Genomic DNA, 17,840 nt, shown 5'->3' on the forward strand with positions numbered 1-17,840 from the left:
CGCCGCGCGCCGCTCCACGCGAGCGCAGCGAAAGCGGCCAAAACTTCAATAGAGCTTGACGGTCAGCGTGCCGCCGAAAGTGCGCGGCTGCGCCTGCAGCGTCACGGTCGCCGCCGACGTGACCGATCCCGGACTCCAGGCGGTGACGTAGCGCTGATCGAAGAGATTCTTCGTCCAGAACATCAGCTGCCAGCTCTCGTCGTCGGCGCGCAGTCCCGCTCCCGCATTCACCAGCGCATAGGCTGGCTGCCAATATTGGAAGACGGAATAAGGATTGGTGAGCCGCTGCTTGTCGCGCCAGGACAGATTCGCATAGAGGATTCCGGTGACGGGACGGTTGGCCCAGCCGCCGACATCGGCGAAGAGATTGCCGAGCGGAAGCTCGTAATTGGCGCCGGCGTTGAACGACCACAGCGGGAAATTCTCGAATCGTGAGTTGTCGCGATTGAGCGACGCCGGCGCGGCCGGCTGGCCCGCCACCGTCGGCCAGAGCCAATCGGCCGGCGGCGGCGATTTGTCGAAATTGATGTAGCGCGCTTCCGCATAGGCGCCGTTGAGCGTGAGCCACAGGCGCTCGACCGGGCTCCAGCGCGCGTCGAGTTCTATGCCGCGCAGACGCACATGACCGATGTTGCCGAGATAGTTGCGACGCAAGACCTGGCCGGTGCTGTCGCGATAGTCGGTGTTCACGAGCTGCGCCTGATAATTGAAAATATCGTTCCAATAGACGTTGGCGTTGACGATGAGCTTATTGTCGAGCCAATTGGTCTTGACGCCGAACTCATAGTCCCAGGACACCTCCGGCTTGGTGATGACGGGCTGAAACTGCTTGAAGTTGCCCTTGTCGTCGAGGATCGGCTGCGCATCCGTATTGGTCGCGCCGGATTTCTCGCCGCGCGCCACCGAGCCATAGACGAGGACGTTCTCATTGTAGCGATAGGACGGATTGAAGAGGCCGGAGAGCGAGTTGAAATATTTCGTCACAGCGCCCGTATCGTAGAAGCCGACGCCGCCGCCGCCGCGGATTGCGGCGTCCACCACAGCAGGATTGAGGCCGACGCCCCAAGCCTCGTCCCAGGCGAACACCGAGCCTTCGCGAATCTCATAAGTGTCGCGCAGGCCGAAGGTCAGCGCCCATTGCTCGTCGATGTGATAGGTCCCCTGCCCGAAGGCCGCGACGCTGAAGGTCGTCGCCTTGCCGTCGCGATGACTCTTGAAGCCGTTGAGCAGCGAGTTGCGCTGCGCGATCGCCGTCGCCGAGCTGCCCGAGTTGAACCAGCGTCCGGCGTCGGAGCCGAAATCGAAATGATTGAGGGACCAGACGCGCTCATAGAGCGAATAGAGGCCGGTCTGCCATTCGAAGGTCTGCTCCTTGGGCGAGGTGAGGCGAATCTCCTGCGAGAATTGATCGACGGAGACGTCATAGGCGTTGGAAGTGATCTCGTTGAGCTGCTCGCCGAGCGAGTTGCGCGGATGCAGGCGAAACTCGCGCCAAGCGGAGATAGAGGTGAGCGTGTTCTCGCCGAGGCTCCAGGTGAATGTGTCGGAGACGCCGATCGTGCGCTGATCGAGCGTGCCGACGCGCGTCTGAAAGCGCGTGTAGGGATCGTAGGTGAGGATCGGCTTGCCGAGACGATTGGCCAGCGTCGTCGCATAAGACGCGCCGAGCGTTCCATTGGCGAAGAGCGGCACGGAGTCGCCGATCACGCCGCTGCCGGAATTGTTATATTCATGCGAGGTGGAGCGGTCGAAGATGAGCCGGTTGGTGATCTCGTCGCCGACATAATAGAGCTGGCCGCGCACGCCCCAGCGATCATTGTTGAGATAGCTCGCGCCGGTGACGGCGTCGCGTATCCAGCCGTCGCCCTTGTCGAGATAGAAAGTGACGCGATAGGCGAGCTTGTCGTCGATGATCGGGCCGGTGACGTTGAGCTTCTCGATGAAGCGATTGTAATTGGCGAAAGACGACTCGATCGTCGCCGAGCGCGTGAAAGCCGGCAATTGCGTGCGGATGACGACCGCGCCGACCGTCGTGTTCTTGCCGAGCAGCGTGCCCTGCGGGCCGCGCGCCACCTCGAAAGATTGCAGATCGACGAAGTCCTGCCACTGAAAGCCGACATGGGTGTAGAAAACATCGTCGACGATATAGCCGACCGACGCCTCCGAGCCGTCGGCGCCGCCCGATGACGCGCCCGTGCCGCCGGCGACGCCTCGGATCGCCGTGCCGGAGGTGCGCGGGTTGGAGATGTTCGGACGATAATTGGGGACCTTCTCGGCGAAATCGGACAAACGCTCGAGACGCTCGCGCTCGGCCGCCTTGGGGCCGACGACGCTGACGGGCAGAGGAACGTCCTGCGCCTTCTCCTCGCGATTGCGCGCCGTGACGGTGACGTCGTCGACCTGCGCGCTCGCCGCGGCGGCGCCGGCCCGGCCGACCACCGGATCGGGGATCGGCGCCGGAGCCGTTTGCGCCGCAGCCGAGCCGCCACATGCCATTCCAACGGCCAGAACGCCGGCCGCCGCCAATGACGCAAAACCGACGCTGCGCAACAAATTCGCACGCGACGCGCCGCCTGTTCCCCTCGCTTTCGGCATCACTGAATTCTTCCCCATGTCCCGCCGCGCGCGGCTCTCGTGAGACGCGGCGCGGGTTACGCTCGCTCCACCATGGCGCGCTTACGTATAATATCTATAGATTACGTATATTTATAAGAGCGCGTCAACAGCTGCGCTCGACCTCTTCGCAACGCTGCGACTTTCTGGAGCCGCCTGTGGCGCCGACGCCACAGGACGATACGCGCGAACGAAGAGAGCCCCGCCTCCTCGAGGGAGGCGGGGCTCTTCTAGTCTATCCTATGATATCAATAGAGATTGAGATCGGCTGCGCGCCGGTCAGGCGGTCTGCGCGGCGCGACTTTCGCGCTTTTCGCCGCTCGCCGCCTGCGGAGCCGGAAGCGAGCGCCGCAGACGCCGCCAGGCCAACACCACGGCGCTGGCGCTTAGCGCGACGCCGAAGGAAATCCACACGCCCATCCAGCCCCACCAGAGCCAATGATTGCGGAACCAGCCGAAATCCCAATGATGCACGGCCGAATAGAGCCAACGATAGGCGCGCCGGCTCGTGTCGAATTTCGCGAGCAGGCGGCCGTCCGCCGGATCGATATAGAGCGATGTGCGCTCCGCATCCGCGAAATCGACGCGCAGCACGGGCAAGGGCTTGTCCAGCGCCGTCTGTCGATGATTGGCGAAATAATAGGAATCATAATCGGCGAGCGTCTCGGCGCCGGCGATGGCGGCGCCCTCCTTCAGCCGTTCCGCGGCGGCGAGCAGCGCCGGCTCGCCGAGGCTCGCGACGGCCCCCGGCGCAGAGACGGCGCGGCGCGCGCCGTCACGCGATTGGGCGATCAGCAGCGCCTCCTCGCCCAATCGGCTCCAGGAGAGCTCCACGACATCGGCCGAAAGGCCGAGCGTTGCGGAAGGCCGCCACTCGCGCAGGGTCTGCGGCAACCCGGCGCCGCGATAGCGCCCGAGTTCCTCGCGGCTCGCCGTCGCCTGCGAGAATATCTGCCCCGGATTGGTGGAGAGAAAGCCGCTCGCAGCCCAGCCGAAAGCGAAAGTCCCGCCGATGAGGCCGGCCCAAAAGTGATATTTCAGCCAGCTCTCTCGATAGGGCTGCGTGCGGCCGCGCGCATAGGTCGGACGGCCGAAAAATCCCGGCCTCCACTTGATCCAGCCGAGGACGATTCCGGTGAAAGCGCCGACGGCCGCGAAAAATCCGGCATAGGTCAGAGCGTCGCGCCGATAATCGCCGGCGCCGAGCGCGTCCAGCCAGCGGAAGAGATGCAGCCAATTGCCGGCATAGACGAAAGCGCGCTCGACCCGCGTCGCCACTTGCGCGACCTCGCCGCTGCGCGCGGAGACGATGATCTGCGTTCCCGCCGCATCGCCGACCGCAAAGCGATGGAAAGGCTTCAGCGCCTCCGCATTGCGCAGGCCGACGGCCGCCTCCACCGTGTCGAGATAGAGCAGCGAGGGCGCGCCGAGCCAGTCGCGCGCGATGCGCTCGGCCGCCTCGCGGTCGAATTCGAGCAGCGCGCCAGTGGTCGCGGAAAGAGCGAAACGGCGGCCGGCGTCGTCCTCGACGAGCCAGACCGGCTCCTCGCCGATCCGCAGCAGCCGCGCATCGGCGACGCCGCGCTCGCTCTTGGCGCCGCCGTGGTCGGCGCGCGCGCGCGCCGCGCCGCCCCCCATTCCACCCCCGCCCATTCCGCCGCCGCCCGCTTTCACGGCCTGCGCGCGCGCCGGAGCGCTCGCGGTCAGCGCCTCGCCGAGCGAGAGCCAGCCATCCTGCGGGAGCAGCGCCGGCGCATGAGCGAGCCGCTGCGCGCGATCGATCGTCGGCGAGCCGATGAAAGCAATGGAAAGTCCAGTCGAGAACCAGACGAGCATGAACAGCGCCAATACGACGCCCACCCATCGATGAAGGAAAAGCAAGATCGACATTCGTGACGCTCCGCCTCGCGCTGAATGGCCGCCGGCGTCGATCCGCCCGCGGCGAAATCCCGAAAAATCGTCACGAAACATAAATGACAAATACGACTAGGTAAATAGGAATATATCCAGTTTTCCGCGCTATTGCAGCGCGATGCGCGCCTGCGCCGCCACCCGCCCGGCGACGAATCGCGGGATCGCCACAAGCGGATTCTCCACAATCGCCGAGGCGTCGCCTCCGGCGCTAGCGTTCCCCCTGCGCCTGAGACGATCGCGACGTCGCACGAAATCGCGATCGATCGGTGAAGGCGATCTGCGGAGGAGCGGATGGGCGTCTATATCGCGCATACTCGACGCAAAACGAAACCGCACAAGCCGGAGATATCGGCGATCGACGCTGCGGCGATCGCGGCGCGCGAGCAGGCGCTCGCCGCGTTGCGCGAGCAGCAGCGCATAGAGGCAGAGCGCGCCCGCGCCGAGAAAGCCGCGCGCGCATTGCGGCGCGCGGTCGGCAAGCGCATGAACGCCTGCGATCCCGACACATCGGGACGTCGCCGCACGGCGGCGCGCGCGGCTGGAATCATGCTGATCTCGGCGACCGGCGGCGTGCGCACGCAGAGCGTCACTCTGTTTCGCGGCTCGGGACGCGCCGGCTCCGATCTCTGGCTCGCCGATGTGCAATTCGAGCAGGAGAGAGGCGTCGCGCATTTCATCAATGATCTCGCCACGCCGGCCGACAAGGACGCGCTCCATGCGATGCGCGCGCTGGCGCCGCGCATCGCCGAGCATATTTTCATCGGCGCCCCGCCGCAGGACGGCGTCGACGATCGCAATATGAACACCGCCTTTCGGCTGGCCCAATCTTTCATGCACAAGACTCACTACACGGCCTCGCTCTCCGAGGAGGAGAAGGAGCGGCTGAGCCTCGCGATCTTCGAGGAGATGCAATCGGTCACGGCCATGCGCCTGCGACATTTGCACAAGGAGCTCGAGCGCATCGTCGAGACGCTGATGCACAAGACGAAACTCTCGCGCTCGGAATGCAATGGCGTCCTCGCGCCGATCTATGAAGGATACGAGGAATTCCGCCGCGCCGAGCAGGAAGGCCGGCCGCAGCGCGCGCCGCGATATCTCGAGACGCCCGCCGAGCGATCGCCCTCTGTCCAAATGGAAGAGGAGGACATTCCCGCGACCGGAACGCATGGCCGCTGAGCGGCCTCAGCCGATCGCGAGATAGACGACGAATCCCGAGCCGAGCAGCAGCAGCGCGGAGAGAATGACGAGCTCGACGACGCCCGCGTCGAATCCATGCTGCGCCTCATCGGCGATGAGACGCCGCGTGTGAATGAAACGCACGGTTGCGACTATGATAAGCACAACGCCGCCGAGCGCCAGCAGGCCCCCGCCTCCCCCGCTCGTCAAAGGTCCCGACAATTTTTCGAAACGCCGCAATATCGCGCCGCGCTCCGCCTCGGGAAGCGTGAGGCTGATCGTGCGCACGAACAGATCGAATTTTTCGATCACGAAGCCGAGCGCCATGATCGCTATGCCGGTGCGAACCCATGCGAGAAACGTCCGCTCATTGGCGGCATGGCTGACATAGTCGCGTATCATGGCGTCTCCTCTCGCGGCTCCGGACGGATGCCGGCGGATCATATGCGGGGCGACGAGACGACGCACATTGATCCGCTTCGATGGCGCGATAAATAGCCCCTCGTCGATCCGCAGACATCTTCGGAGCTTCCGCCATGATCTATCCGTTGACGCGCCTGTCGGCCGCCATGCTGATCGCCGCGACCGCGGCCTCCGCCCAGGATTGCCGATCGACGAGCGATTCGGGAGCCACGCGGTGCATCTCCGGCGTGCTCTACAGATGCACATGCACGCGCGGCGTCGGCGCGACGACCTGCACATGGGACAATGCGGCGGCGCTCTGCTCGGCGCTCTCCGAGCGGAACGTCCCTATGGGCGAGGGAGACGCGAAGGAAGAGACGCCGGCGAGCGCCGCCGCGCCGACCCCGTGACGCTCAGATGCCGGCGCCGAAGGTGAAGGATTCGCTCAGCGGCTTCGCCTGAGTGACATTGCTGCCCGCCGGCACGCTATGCGTCAGCCAGACATTGCCACCGATGACGGAGCCGCGGCCGATCGTGATTCGTCCGAGCACAGTGGCGCCGGCGTAGATCACCACATCGTCCTCGATGATCGGATGACGCGCGCCGCCCTTCACCAGCGCGCCGCTCGCATCGACCTCGAAGCGCTTCGCGCCCAGCGTCACCGCCTGATAGAGCCGCACATTCTTGCCGATGATCGCGGTCTCGCCGATGACGACGCCGGTGCCGTGATCGATGAAGAAGCCTTCGCCGATCTCCGCGCCCGGATGAATGTCGATTCCCGTCGCCGAATGGGCGATTTCCGAAACGAGCCGCGCGAGCATGGGCGCGCCGAGCAGATAGAGACGATGCGCGAGCCGGTGACGAATGATCGCCGAAAGGCCAGGATAGGAGAACACCACCTCGTCGAGGCTCTTGGCCGCAGGATCGCCCTCGAAGGCTGCGCGAATGTCGGTGTCGAGCAGCGCGCGTATCTGCGGCAGCGCCTGCGCGAAAGCGTCGACGATCTCATGCGCGCGCGGCCGATGGTCGATGGTTCCGTCATCGGAGCCATTGGCCAGCAATAGCAGCTCGCGGCGCACCTGCTCGCGCAATGCGCGCAGGCTCTTGTCCAGCGTGTAGAGCACGAAGCCGTCGGCGCCGTCGGTGGTCAGCTCCGGCGGACCGAAATGGCGAGGGTAGAGGCTCGCCGCGAGGTCCTCAATAATCTCGATCGTCGCCTCGCGCGAGGGCAGTTCGGGCAGGCGCCCGTCACGATAGCGCCGCTTCTGTGAGGCGCGGCGCAATTCGCCGAGCTCCGCGACAATGCCGCCGAGCCGCGGAAAGCCGCCGAATTCGGCTCTGGTGGGAATGGGCTCCGCCTGCGGCCCATGCTTTGCTTGCTGCGTCACCCGCGCCGCCCCTCAACTCAGTCTATAAATCTACTACACTAATGTGGGATGGAGGACAACTGGCGCGAGGGCGCGCGAGCGCCTAATCTCGCGGCGAAGACCGAGGAAAAAGATGACGATCGAAAATCCGCTGCTCTCGCCGCCGCCCTCCGCCTCGTCCCCCGCTTTCGGCCTGCCGGCCTTCGGCGCGCTGAAGGCCGAGCACTACCGTCCCGCTTTCGAGGCCGGCATGGTGGAAAATCTGGCCGAGATCGCGCGCATCGCCGAAAATCCCTCGCCGCCCGATTTCGAGAACACGATCGCCGCTCTCGAGCGCTCCGGCCGCCTTCTGGCCCGCGTAGGCGGCGTCTTCTGGAATCTCTCCGCGACCGACTCCACGCCTGAGCTTCAGGAGATCGAGCGCGAAATGTCCGGCGCGCTGGCGCGGCACGAGAATGAGATATTGCTGAACGCCGCGCTGTTCGCCCGCGTCGACGCGCTCCATGCGCGTCGCGACGCGCTGGCGCTGACGGCGGAGCAGGCGCGCGTGCTGGAGCTCACGCATAAGCGCTTCCTGCGCGCCGGCGCGAAACTCGACGAGACGGCGAAGCGCCGCATGGCGGAGATTTCCGAGCGCCTCGCTACTCTCACCACTTCTTTCGCGCAGAATGTCCTCGCCGACGAGGCCGATTATCTCCTGCTGCTCGAGGAGAGCGATCTCGACGGACTGTCGGAAGATTTCCGCGCCTCGGCGGCGCAGGTCGCGCAAGAGCGCGGCGCGCCGGGCAAATATGGCGTCACCCTCGCGCGCTCGAGCGTCGAGATTTTCCTGCAGAGCTCGACGCGCCGCGATCTGCGCGAGACCGCTTTTCGCGCCTGGGCCAGCCGCGGCGAGAATGGCGGCGCGACCGACAATCGCGCGCTGATCGCCGAGATTTTGCGCCTGCGCGAGGAGCGCGCCCGGCTCAACGGCTTCGCCAATTTCGCCGCCTATAAGCTCGACGATACTATGGCGAAGACGCCAAAAGCCGTGCGCGAGCTGCTCGACCGCGTCTGGGCGCCGGCGCTCGCCGCGGCGAAGGCCGAGCGCGACGATCTTCAAGCGCTGGCGGAACGCGACGGCGCCAATGTCGCGATCGACGCCGCCGACTGGCGCCATTACGCCGAGCGCGTGCGCAAGGAGCGCTATGATCTCGATCAGGCGGAGATGCGCCCCTATTTCCGGCTCGATCGGATGATCGCCGCCGCCTTTCATGTCGCGGAGCGCTTGTTCGGCCTCTCCTTTGTCGAGGTGGAAGGGCTCGATCTCTATCACCCGAGCGTGCGCGCCTTCGACGTCCGCGATGCGACAGGCGAGCATGTCGCGCTCTTTCTGGGCGATTATTTCGCGCGGCCCTCCAAGCGCGGCGGCGCCTGGATGTCGGAGTTTCGCGGCCAGGAGAATCTCGACGAACGCATTCGTCCGATCGTCGTCAATGTGCTGAATTTCTCACGCGCGCCCGATGGCGCGCCGACGCTGCTCAGCCTCGACGACGCGCGCACTTTGTTTCACGAATTCGGCCATGCGCTGCACGGCATGTTGTCGGACGTCACCTATCCGCTCGTCGCCGGCACGAGCGTCGCGCGCGATTTCGTCGAGCTGCCCTCGCAGCTCTATGAGCATTGGCTGCTGGAGCCGGAAATTCTCCGCGCCTATGCGCGCCACGCCGAGACCGGCGCGCCCATGCCGGAGGAATTGCTCGAGCGCATTCAAAAGTCGCGACACTTCAACCAGGGCTTCGCCAGCGTCGAATTCTGCGCCTCCGCCTATGTCGATCTCGATCTGCACGAAAGCGCCATCGACGAGAGCTTCGATGCGCTTCGCTTCGAGCGCGAGAGCCTCGCGCGCATATCGATGCCGGAAGAGATCGTCATGCGGCACAGAACGCCGCATTTCACCCATGTCTTCGCCGGCGACGGCTATTCGGCGGGCTATTACTCCTATCTCTGGGCGGAAACGCTGGACGCCGACGCCTATGAGGCTTTCCTCGAGGCCGGCGATCCTTTCGCGCCCGACATTGCGGAGCGCCTGCGCCGTCACATCTACGCCGCCGGCGGAACGCGGGACCCGGCCGAGGCCTATGTGGCCTTTCGCGGCCGAATGCCGAATGTCGACGCGCTGCTGCGTCAGCGCGGCTTCGCTCGGTAAGAGCGCGAGCGCAGCGTCGCGCCCCACGAATGTCACATTCGTCGCCGCTATGCTGTGATCGCATGACGAAGCCTCCCTCCCCCTCCAAGCGCAGCGCCATCGCGCCCTTCATCGCGATGGATGTGCTGAGCGAAACGCGCGAGCTCGAGCGGCAGGGCCGCCGCATCGTCCATATGGAGCTGGGCGAGCCCGGCGCTCCGGCGCCGCGCGCCGTGCGCGAGGCCGCAACGCGCTCGCTCGCCGAAGGCGCCATAGGCTATGCCGAAGCGCTCGGCCGCCCGGCGCTGCGCCAGCGCATCGCGCGCCATTATGGCGAGGCCTATGGCGTCGACGTCTCGCCGGAACGCGTCATCGTCGCCACCGGATCGTCGGGGGCGTTCCTATTGGCCTTTCTCGCCGGCTTCGATCCGGGCGCGCGCATCGCCATGACGGCGCCGGGCTATCCGGCCTACGCCAATATTCTCGCCTCGCTCGGCCTCGAGTCCGTGCTGATCGATGTCGGCGCCGACACGCTCTATTCGCCGACCGCCGCTCTGCTCGAGGCGGCGCATCGCGCAAAGCGCCTCGACGGCGCGCTGCTGGCGAGCCCGGCCAATCCCACCGGCGCGATGATTCCGAGCGACGAATTTCAAAAAATCTGCGCCTTCTGCGAAGACGCCGGAATTCTCTTCGTCTCCGACGAAATCTATCACGGCCTCTCCTATGAGCGGCCTTGCGAGACGGCGCTGGCGCATTCGCGCAACGCCATCGTCGTGAACAGCTTTTCGAAATATTATGCGATGACCGGCTGGCGGCTCGGCTGGCTAGTCGCGCCCGAATCTTTGGTGCGGCCGATGGAGCGGCTGCAGCAATCGCTCGCCATTTCGGCGCCGACGCTGGCCCAGATCGCCGCGCTCGAGGCTTTCGAGGCGAAGGCGGAGCTCGAGGCGGTGAAGGCGAGTTATGCGCGCAGCCGCGCGCTGCTGCTGGAACGGCTGCCGCGCTTGGGCTTCGCCGAATTCGCGCCACCGGACGGCGCCTTTTACATCTACGCCGATATCTCGCGTTTTTCCGCGGATTCGGCGGCCTTCTGCAAGCGAATGCTCGAGGAGGCCGGCGTCGCCGTCACGCCGGGAATCGATTTCGATCGCGCGCGCGGCAAGCGAATGCTGCGCTTCTCCTACGCCGGAGCGGAGAGCGAGGTGCGCCTCGGCCTCGACCGCCTCGCCGCTTGGCTCGGAAAGTGAACCGACCTTTTAAAACAAAGGTAGCGTAACGGCGACGCGCGCGCCGCCTTTCACAGCGCGGCCGATCGTCACCTCGCCGCCATGCGCCTCGACGAGCGCGCGCACAATGGCGAGGCCGAGGCCGGCGCCGCCCGCGCCGCGACTGCGCGATGTCTCCAGCCGGCTGAACGGCTCCAGCATCAGCGCGCGCTGCGCCTCTGGAATTCCCGGCCCTTCGTCCTCCACGGCGATCTCGACGCAGGCGCCGCGCGACGTGAGAGAAACATGCGCGGCATGGCCATATTTCAGCGCATTGTCGATGAGATTGGCGAAGACGCGACGCAGAGCCAATCGATCGCCGAGAACGATCGCATCGGCGACGCCGCCAAAATCTATATCGACAGCAGCGCTCTGCGCACGATCCTCGACCTCGGCGCGAAGCAGCGCCGCGACATCGATCATCTCGCGCACGAGCTCTCCGGCGCCGGCGCGGCTCGAGAGAAGCGCATCGTCGAGCAGCCGGATCATATCGTCTATGTCTGCAACGGCGCGGCTCCGCTCGCCATCGTCGGCGATCGCTTCGACGCGCAGCCGCAGGCGCGTCGCGAATGTGCGCACATCATGCGAAATGCCGCCGATCAGCGCCATGCGCGCGCGCAGGAGACCGAAGAGCCGCGCCTGCAATCGCTCGAACGCGACGACGAGCGCGCGCACTTCCGGCGCATTGCCGCGCCGGCGCGGCAACGGCGCCGGCGCGCCGGAAAGATCGATCGCGTCGACCACGGCGGCGAGACGCGCGATCGGCTTCGTCTCGCGATGCATGACGAGCAGCGCGCCGAGCGCCACGAGCGTGCCGAAAAGGCCGGCGAGCAGCCCGACCGGAACGCCCGAACGCGCCACCATCATCGCGCCGCGCGTGTCGATGAGCAGCGTCTCGCCGCCCCGCAATGAAATGCGGAACTCGAGCGCATTGGAGAGCGCGCCCGCGAGACGCGGAAATCGGCGGCCGATCGACAAAGTGGGGCGCCATTCCAAAACCAGCGCGCGGCCATCCAGCGCGTCGGCATAGTCGCGGCGAATGTCGTCCGCGACGAGCGGACCGGACGGCGCCGCGACCACGCCGGCCGGCAAAAGCCGCGGCGCGAATAGGGGCGACGCCACCGCCTCCAGCGCCAGCGCGCGCATTTGCGACGGCGTGCGCTCGATCAGCTCGACGACGGCGGCGACATGTTCGGGCGTCGGCCGCGCCCGCGCGCTCTCATCGGCGGTGAAGCGATAGAGAGCAGCGATGGCGGCGACCCAAACAGCGGTCAGGCTCACGATGACGATGAGCGTGAGGCGCGCGGCTATGGTCCAGCGCGACATCATGAGAGGCGCCGGACCTCGGCTTTGAACAAATAGCCGCCATTGCGCACAGTGGCGATGAGATCGCCGCTCGCCCCCGCCGCATCGAGCTTCTTGCGCAGGCGCGAGACCAGCATGTCGATCGCGCGGTCGAAAGGATCGGCGTTGCGGCCATACGTCCAATCGAGCAATTGATCGCGCGTCAGCACGCGGCGCGGATGCTGGACGAAACAGGCGAGCAAATCGAATTCCGCGCTGGTCAGCGCGATCGGCGCGCCGGCCGATTCGAAGTTGCGCGCGTCGAGATCGAGCACGAAGCGATCGAAAGAATAGCGCCGGCTCGCCGGTCGGCTCGGCTCCGCCTGGGCGCGGCGCAGCAGCGCGCGCACGCGAGCGAGCAATTCGCGCGGCCCGAAAGGCTTCGTCAGATAATCATCGGCGCCCATTTCGAGGCCGACGACGCGATCGATCTCGTCGCTTTTCGCCGTCAGCATCAGGATCGGCAGAGAATCGCTCGCGCGCAAGCGCCGGCAGATCGAGAGGCCATCCTCGCCCGGCAGCATCAGATCGAGGATCAGCAAATCCGGCCGTGCGCGAGAGAGCGATTCGTCCATCGCTCGCGCATTCTGAGCGAGAATGAGCTCGAAGCCCTCGCGGCGCAAAAAATCGCCGACCAGCCGGCCGATCTCGGGATCGTCCTCCACCATCAGAATTCGGGCCGCGGGCGCGCTCATGAGGCGAATGTCGATCCATCGCGCCTTTCAGGCAAGAGCGCGGGAGGCGCTGTTACACGATGTTACGAAAGCCCGACAAAAGGAGACGAAAAGTCGCGCGATGGTGATCGGCGCAGGACGAAGCGCGCGCATCCTCATCCTCACGTCGAAGCATCGACGGCAAGAGGAAGAGGAGATTTCACATGTTTCGATCCATCGCCGCTCCGGCTCTGGCCGTGCTGACGATATTCGCCGCCGTCTCCGAGGCCGACGCCTGGACGCGCAGCGGCTCTTTCACCGGCCCGCGTGGGACGAGCAATTGGAACGCTTCGAGAAGCTGCGGCGGCGGCTCTTGCTCCTGGGGGCGCGGCGCCTCCGGTCCGCACGGCGCCTGGAGCCGCTCCGGCGCCGCGAGCTGCGCCGGCGGCGTCTGCAATGTCAGCGGCCAAGGCTCGGGACGAGGCGGCCGATCCTATAGCTATTCCCGCTCCGTCTCGCGTTGAGCCGCCAGGACATCGCATCATGCCGCAACTCACGAACTCTCCGATAGACCTCCATGCGAGGCTGATCATTCTCGCCGCCGCCATCGGCTTCATGGCGCTCGAATATGCGTTCGCGCGTTTTACCGCGCACGAGCGTCACGATCTGCGCGAGAGCGCCGCCTCGCTGGGCGTAGCGCTCGGGCGCTCGCTGCTGCGCGGGGCCGAGGCGCTGATCATGGCCGGGCCTTACGCCTTCGCCTATGAGCATCGCCTCCTCGATTTCGATCCGACGAGCGCGCTCGCTCTCGTGGCGCTCTTCATCGGCGTCGAATTCTTCTATTATTGGGACCATCGCGCCTCGCATCGCGTGCGCTGGCTGTGGGCGACGCATAGCGTTCATCATTCACCGACGCGCATGAATTATACGGCGGCGGTGCGGCTCGGATGGACGGCGGGGCTCTCGGGCAATTTCCTGTTCTTCCTGCCGCTCGCCTTCATCGGCTTCCACCCCATCGCCATAGCGCTGATGCTGACGGGCAATCTGCTCTACCAGTTCTTCATCCATACAGAACTCTGCCCGCGCTTGGGCGCGCTGGAATATGTGCTCAACACGCCGGCGCATCATCGCGTGCATCACGCCTCCAACGAATCCTGTCTCGACAGAAATTACGGCGGCGTGCTGATCGTCTTCGATCGCCTATTCGGCACATTCGCCGAGGCGCCGAAGCAGGAAGCGCTGCGCTACGGGCTCGTCGGCGGAACGCCGAGCTTCAATCCGCTGAAGATCGCGCTCGGCGAATGGGCCGCAATGTTCCGCGACGCCGCCTCCGCCGCCGATTGGCCCGCTGCGCTGTGGACATTGTTCGCGCCGCCCGGCGCTTCCGAGGAAACGCCCCGCCCCGGCGAGGCGAAGACCATCCCGGCCTGAGCTTTTCAAAAAGAGGAGAATGACGATGAACAAGACAAAGCTTTACGCCCTCGCCGCAGCGGCGCTCGCCCTGGCCACGGGTCCGGCCGCCGCGCAGACGTCGCCCGCCGGCGCCAAGGCCGATGTGATGAAAAAAGCCTGCAAGGCGGATTATCGGCGCTTCTGCAGCGGCGTCATGCCCGGCGGCGGCCGCATCATCGCCTGCCTGCAGAACCACGCGTCGGAACTCGAGCCGGATTGTGCGAAGGCGCTCGGCAAATAGGCTCCGCTACAGAAAAGAAAGGCGCGACGGCCGCTCGAGGCCGTCGCGCTTTTTTCGTCACTCGCCGCCGAGCGAGGCCTTGGCCCGCTGCCACCAGCCGCCCTTCTTGGGACGATTGGGGTCGGCCTCGGTAATGATCGTCTCGGTCGACTTGCGCGGCGGAGCCGGCGGAGCGACGGCCTCATGCACGATCGGAGACGGCGGAGCCGCAGGCTCCGGCGCAGGGGCCGCGGGAGCGGAAGCCTCCGCAGGCGCCGGGAGAGCCTCGGGCGCAGGCGCGCTCGGGGCGGCGGCTTCGACCGGCGGAGCCGAAGCGGCCGGAGCTTCCGGGGCCGGAGCCTCCGGGGCCGACGCCTCGGCGATCTGGGCCGCCTCCGTCACGGCGGGAGCCGGAGGCGCCTCGGTCGCCTCATAAGGCGGAATATGCGCCTCGGCCGCAGAGACGGCCGTCTCGGCGACGCCCTCGTCGAGCGGGAAGGCGCCCTGCTCGCGAAACTCGGGCGGCAGCGGCGAGGATCGCGTCCAGCGGCCGGCGCGACGACCGCGTCCGCCGCGGCTGCCACGTTCCGCCGGCCGCGGAACCTCATTGGCCGGCGCGGCGGGCACGCCATCGATCTCCGCGACAATGGCGAGGCCTTCATCCGACGGCTGCTCGGCGCCCGGCGCCGGCGCTTCTCCGCCGGACAGTCCGCCGCCGCGTCCGCGACGACGGCGCCGACGGCGGCCGCGGGCCTGACCCTCGCCCTCCTCCCCGGTGAAAGGCGCGCGTTCCGCACGCTCTTCCCGCCGCGGAGCCTCCGGCCGACGCTCGGCAATGATTTCGCCTTCGTCCGCCTCGGCCTCGGTCTCGGCCGGCTCGATCTCCTCCTCGAGATCGGCGAGCGAATCGACACGCAGCGGCTGCTGCGTCGGAAGCTCGCGCACGCCGGTGGCCGGCTCGCCGCGCTCCAGCGCATGATAGGAGGTGCCGGTAAGGCTGTCGTCCGCCGAAACGGTGATGGCGACGCCGAAGCGGCGCTCCAGCGCCTGCAGATGGCCGCGCTTCTGATTGAGAATATAGAGCGCCACCACAGTGCGCGTGCGCAGGATGATGTCATGCGCCGCGCTCTTGATGAGCGCATCCTCGAGCACACGCAGCACATGCAGCGCGATGGAGGCGGTGGAGCGCACCGTGCCGGCGCCGGCGCAATGCGGACAGGGCACGGTCGAGCCCTCGAGCACGCCGGCGCGGATGCGCTGGCGCGACATTTCGAGCAGGCCGAAATGCGAGATGCGACCGACCTGAATGCGGGCGCGGTCGTTCTTCAGCGCGTCCTTCAAGCGGCGCTCGACCGAACGATTGTTGCGGCTCTCTTCCATGTCGATGAAATCGACGACGATGAGGCCGGCGAGATCGCGCAAGCGCAGCTGGCGGGCGACCTCGTCGGCCGCCTCCAGATTGGTGCGCAGCGCCGTGTCCTCGATATTGTGCTCGCGCGTGGAGCGACCCGAGTTCACGTCTATGGCGACCAGCGCCTCGGTCTGATTGATGACGAGATAGCCGCCCGATTTCAGCGTCACCTGATTGGAGAAGAGCGCGTCGAGCTGCGCCTCCGCGCCGGCGGCGGCGAAGATCGGATTGGGATCGCGATAGAGGCGGACGTTCTTGGCGTGGCTCGGAATGAGCATACGCATGAAATCCTTGGCCTCGCGATAGGACTCCTCGCCGGAGACGATGACCTCCTCGACGTCGCGGCCGTAGAGATCGCGAATGGCGCGCTTGATGAGCGAGCCTTCCTCATATACGAGCGTCGGCGCGGAAGAGCGCAAGGTCAATTCGCGCACGCTCTCCCACATGCGCAGCAAATATTCGAAGTCGCGCTTGACCTCGGCCTTGGTGCGCGTCGCGCCGGCGGTGCGCAGAATGACGCCCATGCCCTCCGGCACCTCGAGCTCCTGCACGATTTCCTTGAGGCGCTTGCGATCGGCGCCGTCGGTGATCTTGCGGGAGATGCCGCCGCCGCGCGCGGTGTTGGGCATCAGCACGGAATAGCGGCCGGCGAGCGAGAGATAGGTGGTCAGCGCCGCGCCCTTGTTGCCGCGCTCTTCCTTGACGACCTGCACGAGCAGAACCTGGCGGCGCTTGATGACCTCCTGGATCTTATACTGACGGCGCGAGCGCGAAGGCCGGTGCGGAACCTCTTCCATGGCGTCGCCGCCGATATGCTCGACGTGCTCTTCCTCGTCCTCGTGCTCTTCTTCCTCGTCATGGTCGTCGTCGCGGCGGCGCGCCTCGGCCTCCTCGCGCTCCGCCTCATGCTCCTCGTCGCGCTCTTCCTGGCGGCGGGCCTTGGCCTCGTGATCGGCCTCGGCCGGCTCGACGGGCGCCTCTTCGGCATGGCCGACCTCGACGACGCCGAAGCCTTGCGGATCGACGGAAATCGGCGCCTCGGCCGCCTCCGGCGCGAGCGTCTCCGCGACAGGCGCCGATTCGGGCTCGGCGCTCTCGACGCTCAGGTCCTGCGCCGGCGTCTCGGCTTGCGCTCGCGTCTCGGCCTCGACAGGACCAGCCGCCTCGACGGCCGGGGCCTCGGCCTCGGCGCCCTCCTCGTTTTCGGGCGCGCTTTCGGAAATCACCTCATCGGCGTTGGCGCGCTTCTCTGCGCCGTCCGAATGGCGGCGGCGCGAGCGGCGGCGTCCGCCGCTGTGCTGGCGCGGCTCCTCGTCCTCCTGCTGATGGACGCGGCTCTCCTCCTCGAGCAGAGCGATTCGATCGGCGACGGGAATCTGATAATAATCCGGGTGAATTTCGGCGAAGGCCAGAAAGCCGTGACGATTGCCGCCGTAATCCACAAAGGCGGCCTGGAGCGAGGGCTCCACGCGCGTGACCTTGGCGAGATAGATGTTGCCGCGCAGAGGCCTTTTGTCGGCGGCTTCGAAGTCGAATTCCTGAACGCGATTGCCGCGTAGCACGACTACGCGGGTTTCCTCCGGGTGGGAGGCGTCGATGAGCATTTTGTTGGCCATGAGAAACTCTTTGCGGCGCGACGCGAGGCGACGCCGGCGGTCTCGAGCGAACATCCCCTAGAGGATGATGCGACCGCGGTCCGGCGAAGCGTCGGAGCGTCGACGCGTGTTTTCTGGGAGTTGGTGTCGATCGCGAAACATCGGATACGCGAACCGGCGCGACCGCCGGCGGACTGGGCGAGAGGCCCGACCGGCCGCCGAAGCGAATCCGACCGGGAGCCGAAGTGACGACGGCTCGGC

The 17,840-nt window shown here is 66.4% G+C and carries 14 protein-coding genes; 7 read left to right on the forward strand and 7 right to left on the reverse strand.

Going from position 1 to position 17,840, the window contains the following annotated elements:
- Nucleotides 1-45: 45 nt before the first annotated feature.
- Together C5689_RS11710 and C5689_RS11715 are read right to left on the reverse strand one after the other, a co-directional pair.
- Complete coding sequence (locus tag C5689_RS11710) at nt 46-2,595, reverse strand: TonB-dependent receptor (protein ID WP_244594674.1); 2,550 nt, start codon at nt 2,593-2,595, stop codon at nt 46-48.
- Nucleotides 2,596-2,892: 297 nt separating this feature from the next.
- Nucleotides 2,893-4,503 (reverse strand): PepSY domain-containing protein, encoded by a 1,611-nt coding sequence (locus C5689_RS11715; RefSeq protein WP_108917494.1) that lies wholly within the window; start codon nt 4,501-4,503, stop codon nt 2,893-2,895.
- A 315-nt stretch (nt 4,504-4,818) separates the two neighbouring features.
- On the opposite strand from C5689_RS11715, the gene C5689_RS11720 reads away from it, so the two are divergent.
- On the forward strand, nt 4,819-5,703 hold the full coding sequence (locus C5689_RS11720; RefSeq protein ID WP_108917457.1) for a hypothetical protein: 885 nt from the start codon (nt 4,819-4,821) through the stop codon (nt 5,701-5,703).
- Nucleotides 5,704-5,709: 6 nt separating this feature from the next.
- Here C5689_RS11720 and C5689_RS11725 read toward each other — a convergent pair whose 3' ends face one another.
- A complete protein-coding gene (locus tag C5689_RS11725; RefSeq protein ID WP_108917495.1) occupies nt 5,710-6,105 on the reverse strand; it encodes a YidH family protein in 396 nt (131 codons plus the stop codon).
- Nucleotides 6,106-6,239: 134 nt separating this feature from the next.
- Between C5689_RS11725 and C5689_RS11730 the strand changes: the two genes are divergently transcribed.
- On the forward strand, nt 6,240-6,515 hold the full coding sequence (locus tag C5689_RS11730) for a hypothetical protein (protein ID WP_108917458.1): 276 nt from the start codon (nt 6,240-6,242) through the stop codon (nt 6,513-6,515).
- Between the two features lie 3 nt (nt 6,516-6,518).
- Here the strand turns inward: C5689_RS11730 and epsC are convergent, their stop codons facing one another.
- On the reverse strand, nt 6,519-7,454 hold the full coding sequence (gene epsC / locus C5689_RS11735; protein WP_108917496.1) for a serine O-acetyltransferase EpsC: 936 nt from the start codon (nt 7,452-7,454) through the stop codon (nt 6,519-6,521).
- 151 nt (nt 7,455-7,605) lie between these two features.
- On the opposite strand from epsC, the gene C5689_RS11740 reads away from it, so the two are divergent.
- Together C5689_RS11740 and C5689_RS11745 are read left to right on the forward strand one after the other, a co-directional pair.
- On the forward strand, nt 7,606-9,660 hold the full coding sequence (locus C5689_RS11740; protein WP_108917459.1) for a M3 family metallopeptidase: 2,055 nt from the start codon (nt 7,606-7,608) through the stop codon (nt 9,658-9,660).
- Between the two features lie 62 nt (nt 9,661-9,722).
- The gene (locus C5689_RS11745) at nt 9,723-10,886 is read left to right on the forward strand and encodes an aminotransferase class I/II-fold pyridoxal phosphate-dependent enzyme (protein ID WP_108917460.1); all 1,164 of its coding nucleotides are present in this window, start codon (nt 9,723-9,725) and stop codon (nt 10,884-10,886) included.
- Between the two features lie 9 nt (nt 10,887-10,895).
- On the opposite strand, the gene C5689_RS11750 is transcribed toward C5689_RS11745, so the two are convergent.
- Both C5689_RS11750 and C5689_RS11755 read right to left on the reverse strand, forming a co-directional pair.
- Nucleotides 10,896-12,233 (reverse strand): sensor histidine kinase, encoded by a 1,338-nt coding sequence (locus C5689_RS11750; RefSeq protein WP_244594675.1) that lies wholly within the window; start codon nt 12,231-12,233, stop codon nt 10,896-10,898.
- The gene (locus C5689_RS11755) at nt 12,230-12,943 is read right to left on the reverse strand and encodes a response regulator (RefSeq protein ID WP_108917462.1); all 714 of its coding nucleotides are present in this window, start codon (nt 12,941-12,943) and stop codon (nt 12,230-12,232) included. The genes C5689_RS11750 and C5689_RS11755 overlap by 4 nt, the downstream gene beginning before the upstream one ends.
- A gap of 182 nt (nt 12,944-13,125) precedes the next feature.
- Between C5689_RS11755 and C5689_RS11760 the strand changes: the two genes are divergently transcribed.
- Genes C5689_RS11760 through C5689_RS11770 form a run of 3 tightly spaced genes read left to right on the forward strand, consistent with a single transcriptional unit; the run spans nt 13,126 to nt 14,594 of the window.
- A complete protein-coding gene (locus C5689_RS11760) occupies nt 13,126-13,425 on the forward strand; it encodes a hypothetical protein (RefSeq protein WP_108917463.1) in 300 nt (99 codons plus the stop codon).
- 19 nt (nt 13,426-13,444) lie between these two features.
- The gene (locus tag C5689_RS11765) at nt 13,445-14,332 is read left to right on the forward strand and encodes a sterol desaturase family protein (RefSeq protein ID WP_108917464.1); all 888 of its coding nucleotides are present in this window, start codon (nt 13,445-13,447) and stop codon (nt 14,330-14,332) included.
- Between the two features lie 25 nt (nt 14,333-14,357).
- Complete coding sequence (locus tag C5689_RS11770; RefSeq protein WP_108917497.1) at nt 14,358-14,594, forward strand: cysteine rich repeat-containing protein; 237 nt, start codon at nt 14,358-14,360, stop codon at nt 14,592-14,594.
- Between the two features lie 57 nt (nt 14,595-14,651).
- Here the strand turns inward: C5689_RS11770 and C5689_RS11775 are convergent, their stop codons facing one another.
- On the reverse strand, nt 14,652-17,600 hold the full coding sequence (locus C5689_RS11775; protein WP_108917498.1) for an Rne/Rng family ribonuclease: 2,949 nt from the start codon (nt 17,598-17,600) through the stop codon (nt 14,652-14,654).
- Between the last annotated feature and the right edge of the window lie 240 nt (nt 17,601-17,840).

Origin of the sequence: Methylosinus sporium (assembly GCF_003113265.1) — a bacterium.
GTDB lineage: Bacteria > Pseudomonadota > Alphaproteobacteria > Rhizobiales > Beijerinckiaceae > Methylosinus > Methylosinus sporium.

What these genes read in the sequence shown, in the direction of transcription:
- C5689_RS11710 (WP_244594674.1), bottom strand. Translation starts at nt 2,595, where the DNA reads ATGCCGAAAGCGAGGGGAACAGGCGGCGCGTCGCGTGCGAATTTGTTG.
- C5689_RS11715 (WP_108917494.1), bottom strand. Translation starts at nt 4,503, where the DNA reads ATGTCGATCTTGCTTTTCCTTCATCGATGGGTGGGCGTCGTATTGGCG.
- C5689_RS11720 (WP_108917457.1), top strand. Translation starts at nt 4,819, where the DNA reads ATGGGCGTCTATATCGCGCATACTCGACGCAAAACGAAACCGCACAAG.
- C5689_RS11725 (WP_108917495.1), bottom strand. Translation starts at nt 6,105, where the DNA reads ATGATACGCGACTATGTCAGCCATGCCGCCAATGAGCGGACGTTTCTC.
- C5689_RS11730 (WP_108917458.1), top strand. Translation starts at nt 6,240, where the DNA reads ATGATCTATCCGTTGACGCGCCTGTCGGCCGCCATGCTGATCGCCGCG.
- C5689_RS11740 (WP_108917459.1), top strand. Translation starts at nt 7,606, where the DNA reads ATGACGATCGAAAATCCGCTGCTCTCGCCGCCGCCCTCCGCCTCGTCC.
- C5689_RS11745 (WP_108917460.1), top strand. Translation starts at nt 9,723, where the DNA reads ATGACGAAGCCTCCCTCCCCCTCCAAGCGCAGCGCCATCGCGCCCTTC.
- C5689_RS11750 (WP_244594675.1), bottom strand. Translation starts at nt 12,233, where the DNA reads ATGATGTCGCGCTGGACCATAGCCGCGCGCCTCACGCTCATCGTCATC.
- C5689_RS11755 (WP_108917462.1), bottom strand. Translation starts at nt 12,943, where the DNA reads ATGAGCGCGCCCGCGGCCCGAATTCTGATGGTGGAGGACGATCCCGAG.
- C5689_RS11760 (WP_108917463.1), top strand. Translation starts at nt 13,126, where the DNA reads ATGTTTCGATCCATCGCCGCTCCGGCTCTGGCCGTGCTGACGATATTC.
- C5689_RS11765 (WP_108917464.1), top strand. Translation starts at nt 13,445, where the DNA reads ATGCCGCAACTCACGAACTCTCCGATAGACCTCCATGCGAGGCTGATC.
- C5689_RS11770 (WP_108917497.1), top strand. Translation starts at nt 14,358, where the DNA reads ATGAACAAGACAAAGCTTTACGCCCTCGCCGCAGCGGCGCTCGCCCTG.
- C5689_RS11775 (WP_108917498.1), bottom strand. Translation starts at nt 17,600, where the DNA reads ATGGCCAACAAAATGCTCATCGACGCCTCCCACCCGGAGGAAACCCGC.